This is a genomic window from Tenacibaculum sp. 1B UA, assembly GCF_033978845.1.
Classification (GTDB): Bacteria; Bacteroidota; Bacteroidia; order Flavobacteriales; family Flavobacteriaceae; genus Polaribacter.
This window is the reverse complement of record NZ_JAKVUA010000026.1, coordinates 22395-28507: the sequence shown is the minus strand read 5'-3', so window position 1 is coordinate 28507 and position 6113 is coordinate 22395. Positions and strand designations below refer to the sequence as shown.

Here is a 6113-nt window from a genome sequence, read left to right as displayed (position 1 = left end):
GATTGTTTTGGTCCGTTCGTCTAGGGGTTAGGACGCCAGGTTTTCATCCTGGTAACACGGGTTCGATTCCCGTACGGACTACAAGTTTTTTATAAACAATTAACGCATTAGTACAATGGCAAATCATAAGTCAGCATTAAAGAGAATTAGAAGTAACGAAGCAAAGCGCTTAAGAAATAAATATCAGCATAAAACAACTCGTAATGCTGTTAGAAAATTAAGAGCTACAGAAGATAAGAAGGAAGCAGAAGGAATGTTTTCGACTGTTGTATCTATGTTAGATAAATTAGCAAAGAACAACATTATTCATAAGAATAAAGCGGCAAATTTAAAGTCTAAATTGGCTAAACACGTTGCGGCTTTATAAGAGTTTTAAGGTTAGTTAATAGTTAAAACGCTTCGATAAAATCGGAGCGTTTTTTTTGGTTAAAAGAATTTTAAAGTTCTTAGTATAAAAATAATATCATTAGAGATATGGCACGTTTTTAAATAAGGTTAATCTAATACATTGTAGATAAGGAAAAACAAACACTTCACTACTTACTCGGATTGGAATTGATTACCAGTCGTATTTTTTATGAGCATCTAAACGGATGAAAATAAATAGAAGTAGTGTAAATCCCCATAAAGAAGAACCTCCGTAACTAAAAAACGGAAGAGGAATTCCTACAGTAGGCAATAAACCTATTACCATACCAATATTAACAAGAATATGAAAAAAGAAAATGGAAGCTACACTATAGCCATATATTCTTGCAAATTTATTGGTTTGTGTTTCTGATAAATAAATAACTCTGTAAAGAAGCAACATAAATAAAATAATAACAAAAGAGCTGCCTAAAAACCCCCATTCTTCACCTACAGTACTGTATATATAATCTGTGTGTTGTTCAGGAACAAAATTTCCTTGCGTTCTATCTCCTTGTAAAAAGCCTTTTCCAGAAAAACCACCAGAACTAATAGTTTTTTCAGACTGATAAGAGTTGTAGCCAATACCTTTGTTGTCTTGAATCTTTCCTAGTAAAATATCAAATCTATCTTTCTGATGTTGTTTTAAAATGTTGTTATAGGTATAGCTGATTCCTAAAATAAAGAAGATTGCAAAAAGATAGGATCCAATTATTTTTAAAACGTTGAAGCGAAAAAATCGTTTGTCTTTATAAACACCATAAAAAACGACTAATGTGATTATAAGTAAACATGAAATAAGAACCCATTTTGCTTCAAAATAAACTGTTAATAAGAATAAAATAATAGATGTGGTTCCAAATAAAATATAAGCTAACGTAAGTCCTTCTCTGTTTAATACAAAAAAGAAAGCGAAGTATATTAACACAGAACCCATATCAGGTTGTAATGCAATAAAAAAGGCCGGTAAAAAGATAATAATAAAGGCTTTCGCTTGATTCTTTATTAGTTTAAGATTGTATTGCCGATCACTCATTAACTTAGCTAAAGCTAGGGCGGTAAAAGCTTTTGCAAACTCAGAAGGTTGTAGTCCTATTCCTCCAAAGTTGTACCAAGAGGTAGCACCATTAATTTTTTTACCAAATACAAGTACACCAGCTAATAGAACTAGAGAGAGAATGTACATTACACTCGAAAACTGTTTGTAAAACTTGGAATTAAAAAAGAGAATAAAGATGATAACTGGTATGCTAAGCCCTATAAAAATTAGTTGTTTTCCATATTTTGTAGAAAAATCAAAAATTTCTCTGGATTCTTCTGATGAGGATGCAGCATATATATTTACCCATCCAAAACCAACTAATATTACGTAGAGTAAAACAAGTAGCCAGTCAATTCCAGCAAAAATATTATTTCGTTCTTGTCGCAAGAGTATCGCTTTTTTGAATTAATAATTGATTCTCGTATCTTTCTTTAAGGCTCAGGTTAATCATACGGTCTTCAATGTGTTTTCTTGATATTGACTTGTTTAAATACTTTTCAATAAGTAAACTGGTAATGGGGGCAGCAATTGTAGATCCATATCCTCCGTTTTCTACAAAAATAGCGATGGCTATTTTCGGGTTATCTTTTGGAGCAAAAGCTATAAAAATTGAGTGGTCTGTTAATTGAACTTTCTTTTTATTTACTCTAATAAAGTTTTCTACGGTTCCTGTTTTTCCACATATTTCTATACCTTCAATTCTACTACGCCTTGCTGTACCTCTTGTAAAAGTTTCGTGCATTGCTTCAATAGCAATAGGAAAATGTTCTGGTGAAACAGTTGTGTTTCTACGAGTTACATAAGTAGAATCGAGATTAGACTTGTCCTGAATCTTCTTAACAATATGAGGGGTGTAAAAATAGCCTTTATTAGCAATAGCTGCGGTCATATTTGCCAACTGAATAGGTGTGGTTTCTACTTCTCCTTGTCCGATAGCGTTTGAAATTGTAGTTGTAGCCCCCCACCTAAAATCATAATTTCTGTCGTAAAAACTTCCATTAGGAATTCTTCCTTTTTGACCAGAGGGAAGATCGTAACCTAAATAATTACCTAATCCAAAACTTTTCGCATGTTCACTCCAAGCATCAGTTCCTATTGTTGGGTTTTCATAGTTGTCTATAATTTTCCTGTAGGTGTTAGCGAAATAAGTATTACAAGATTTAGCAATGGCAGTTTTTAAGCGAACAGGTCGTCCGACAATTCTACAGTGGCACCCCATAAAAGCGTTAGGACGCTTACCGTAACGGTACCCATGTTGACAGTAAAATCCGGTATTTTCATCAATAACTGCTTCTTGTAAACCAATTAAGCCAGTAAGTATTTTAAAAGGTGAACCAGGAGCATACATTGCTTGCAGGCCTCTGTCAAAAGTAGGCATGTTAATGCTGTCGTTAAAAAGTCTTACAGAGTTAGGGGAGCGTTGCCTTCCGACTAGTAAGTTTGGATCGTAAGAAGGAGCAGTGATTAATGCTAAAATTTCACCTGTTTGAGGTTCTATAGCAACAATTCCACCTCTCTTACCAGACATCAATAATTCTCCATATTGTTGTAATTCACTATCAATAGTCAATGTTAAATCCTTACCTGGTACTGCAAGAGTATCGTATTTTCCATTTTTATAAGAACCAGTAATTTTATTTAAGTTATTTCTTTTAAAATATTTTTTTCCTTTAATGCCTCTTAGCTCTTTTTCATATTGCTTTTCAACACCAAGCTTACCGATTAACTCTCCTTGTTCGTAGTAATCGCTATTTTTGGCTATGTATTCGTTAACTTCACTAATAAAACCCAATACATTAGCTGCGGATTTTACGGGGTAATTTCTAATAATACGCTTTTGGATATAAAAACCTTTATATTTGGGTAACTTTTCTTGTAAAAAAGCATAGTCTTCTTTAGCTAATTGCTTTAAAAATACAGATGGAAGCCAACGGGCATAATTTTTCGCTTTTGTAAAGCGTTTTATAAAATCTTCTTTATCAATTTTTAATAGAGAGCAGAATTCTAGAGTGTCTAAAGCCTCAACTTCTTTTGGAATAATCATTACATCGTAGGATAATTGGTTAGCAACCAATAATTTTCCATTACGATCATAAATATAACCACGTTCAGGGTAATCATATTCAATCTTAATTGTGGCACTGTGAGTTAAACTCTGTTCACCTCCGTGCACTACTTGTAATTGAAATAATCTAGAGATATAAACAATTCCAATAAGAGTAATTAAAACTATAAGTAAGAAACTTCGTTTCATGTTAGCTTTTTCCTAAATATAAAACTTCCTAAAAAATACAACAGTAACGTAAAAACACTAGAAAATAGTGTGTTGATAAGTACATTTGAAATGTTATAAAAACTAAAGTTAGTTAAACTAAATAAAATGAAGTGATGAATTAATGTTAAAATTGCTGTATAATTAAATACTTTATCAAAAGATTCATGTCTTAGATTAAAGAGTAGGTAATCTGACGATGTTTTTTTGAATATAGCTTTAAAAGTAAATAAACGTATATAAGCTATGAATACAGTTGAAAAAGCATGAATTCCACCAGAGTTAGAAAACGCATCTACACATAACCCTAAAAGAAAAGCAACTAATAAAAGAGAAAACTTGTTTTCTTTAATAGGGAACAAGAAAATAAAAACGATATAAATGTAGGGGTTTACATAGCCTAAAAATAAAATATTATTTAGAATTAACACTTGTATTAACAAGAGGAAAACGAATAAAAATATTAAGTATACTGTTTTATTCATTATTATTTTCTACAGTTTTTATTTCTTCTTTATTTAAGTTGGTTATTATATAAACATGGCCTAAGTTAGACATATCGTTAAAGAGTTTAATGTTAATACTATTAACCGCAGATAATTCTTCAGGTACTTCTAAGACTGTTCCAATAGGTATCCCGTTTGGAAAAATAGTAGACCTTCCTCCAGTAACTACAGTATCACCTTCTTTAAAAGTTGCTTGACGTGGAATGTCGGTTAGTTGTACAATGTTATAGTTCTTACCGTCCCACGTTAACGTACCGTAGTGATTGTTGTTTTTAAATTTAGCGTTGATATTGCTTTTTGAATTTAAAATAGATTGTACTCTTGCGTATTTATTTGATGCATTATCAGTAATACCAATAATACCTTTACTGTTAATTACTCCCATTTCTTTAGAAACATTATAACTTTTACCTCTGTTAATTGTTATGAAGTTGTCAGCTTTATGAAAAGAGTTTTTAATTATATTTCCAGAAATATAGTTATAATTTTGGTTGAGTTTTAGGGTGTCGATTGTTTGATTACTAGAAATACTATCAAGATACGTAGTGATTTTTTCTAGTTTATTTTTTAGTGCTAAATTTTCTTCAACTAGTACAGCGTTTCTTTCCTTTAAGTTTAGGTACTCTGATATATTTGATGATTTTTGATATAGTCCTCCTGTAATAAAATTGGTAGAACTAATAAATTTACTTTTATGAAAAGAATGGTTGTTAATGATTAATACAACAGCTATAACTTCTAAGAATAGAAAAAATAAGAAATACTTATACTTCTGTAAGAAATAAATAAGCTGTTGCATAAATAGTCATTCAAATTTATTTGATTAATACAGTTTTGTATTTTTCTAAATTTTTAAGCGCAATACCTGTTCCGCGAACTACAGCACGTAACGGATCTTCAGCAACGTATACTGGCAAATCTGTTTTTCTAGATAAACGCTTATCTAAGCCTCTTAGCATAGAACCACCACCAGCTAAATAAATACCAGTGTTGTAAATATCAGCAGCTAATTCAGGAGGTGTCTTTGATAGTGTCTCCATTACTGCATCTTCAATACGTAAAATTGATTTATCTAATGCTTTAGCAATTTCACGATAAGAAACCTGTATTTGCTTAGGTTTTCCACTTAATAAATCACGCCCTTGAACCATCATGTCTTCAGGAGGTGTGTCTAAATCTTCTGTGGCTGAACCTATTTGTAACTTTATCTTTTCAGCAGTAGTTTCTCCAACATATAAATTGTGTTGAGTACGCATGTAATACATAATGTCACTGGTAAATAAATCTCCAGCAACTTTAACGGATTGATCACAAACAATACCAGCTAATGCTATAACAGCAATTTCAGTTGTACCACCACCTATATCAATAATCATATTTCCTTTAGGCTCCATAATATCAACGCCTACACCAATAGCAGCTGCCATTGGTTCATAAATCAAATAGATTTCTTTAGCGTTCATATGACGACCTGAATCTATAACTGCTCGTTTTTCAACTTCAGTAATTCCTGAAGGAATACAAATTACCATACGTAATGATGGTGGAAACAATCTTTTCTTTATGGCAGGAATTTGTTTTACAAATTCCTTTATCATTTCCTCTGAAGCTTGAAAATCAGCAATTACACCGTCTTTTAAAGGACGTATGGTCTTGATGTTTTCATGGGTTTTTCCTTGCATTCTACTAGCTTCATGTCCCGTAGCAATAATTTTACCAGTGAGCCTGTTTCTAGCAACAATAGAGGGGTTGTCAATAACTACCTTACCATTGTGGATTATAAGTGTATTTGCAGTACCTAAATCTACTGCAATATCTTCTGTCATGAAATCGAAAAAACCCATAAAGATTTCGTTATTTATATTTAATTTTAATGTATTCTCAC

General features: G+C 31.8%; 6 protein-coding genes and 1 tRNA gene. 2 read left to right on the top strand and 5 right to left on the bottom strand.

The features are described 5' to 3' along the window. Positions 1-9 precede the first annotated feature (9 nt). A tRNA-Glu gene (locus MK851_RS14745) sits at positions 10-81 on the top strand. 34 nt (positions 82-115) lie between these two features. Then, complete coding sequence (gene rpsT, locus MK851_RS14740; protein ID WP_028891217.1) at positions 116-367, top strand: 30S ribosomal protein S20; 252 nt, start codon at positions 116-118, stop codon at positions 365-367. 192 nt (positions 368-559) lie between these two features. On the opposite strand, the gene rodA is transcribed toward rpsT, so the two are convergent. Genes rodA through MK851_RS14715 form a run of 5 tightly spaced genes read right to left on the bottom strand, consistent with a single transcriptional unit; the run spans position 560 to position 6072 of the window. After that, on the bottom strand, positions 560-1837 hold the full coding sequence (rodA, locus tag MK851_RS14735; RefSeq protein ID WP_303510540.1) for a rod shape-determining protein RodA: 1278 nt from the start codon (positions 1835-1837) through the stop codon (positions 560-562). Next, entirely contained in the window at positions 1818-3704 is a 1887-nt protein-coding gene (gene mrdA / locus MK851_RS14730; protein ID WP_303510537.1) for a penicillin-binding protein 2, read from the bottom strand. The genes rodA and mrdA overlap by 20 nt, the downstream gene beginning before the upstream one ends. Beyond that, positions 3701-4207, bottom strand: coding sequence for a rod shape-determining protein MreD (mreD, locus tag MK851_RS14725; protein ID WP_303510534.1), 507 nt, complete (start codon positions 4205-4207; stop codon positions 3701-3703). The genes mrdA and mreD overlap by 4 nt, the downstream gene beginning before the upstream one ends. Beyond that, the gene (gene mreC, locus MK851_RS14720) at positions 4200-5027 is read right to left on the bottom strand and encodes a rod shape-determining protein MreC (RefSeq protein WP_303510532.1); all 828 of its coding nucleotides are present in this window, start codon (positions 5025-5027) and stop codon (positions 4200-4202) included. Before mreC ends, mreD begins: the two co-directional genes overlap by 8 nt. A gap of 16 nt (positions 5028-5043) precedes the next feature. Further along, positions 5044-6072, bottom strand: coding sequence for a rod shape-determining protein (locus tag MK851_RS14715; protein ID WP_047790403.1), 1029 nt, complete (start codon positions 6070-6072; stop codon positions 5044-5046). Positions 6073-6113: the final 41 nt, after the last annotated feature.

Coding starts and splice junctions, on each gene's coding strand:
- rpsT (WP_028891217.1), top strand. CDS start 116: ATGGCAAATCATAAGTCAGCATTAAAGAGAATTAGAAGTAACGAAGCA.
- mrdA (WP_303510537.1), bottom strand. CDS start 3,704: ATGAAACGAAGTTTCTTACTTATAGTTTTAATTACTCTTATTGGAATT.
- mreD (WP_303510534.1), bottom strand. CDS start 4,207: ATGAATAAAACAGTATACTTAATATTTTTATTCGTTTTCCTCTTGTTA.
- mreC (WP_303510532.1), bottom strand. CDS start 5,027: ATGCAACAGCTTATTTATTTCTTACAGAAGTATAAGTATTTCTTATTT.
- MK851_RS14715 (WP_047790403.1), bottom strand. CDS start 6,072: ATGGGTTTTTTCGATTTCATGACAGAAGATATTGCAGTAGATTTAGGT.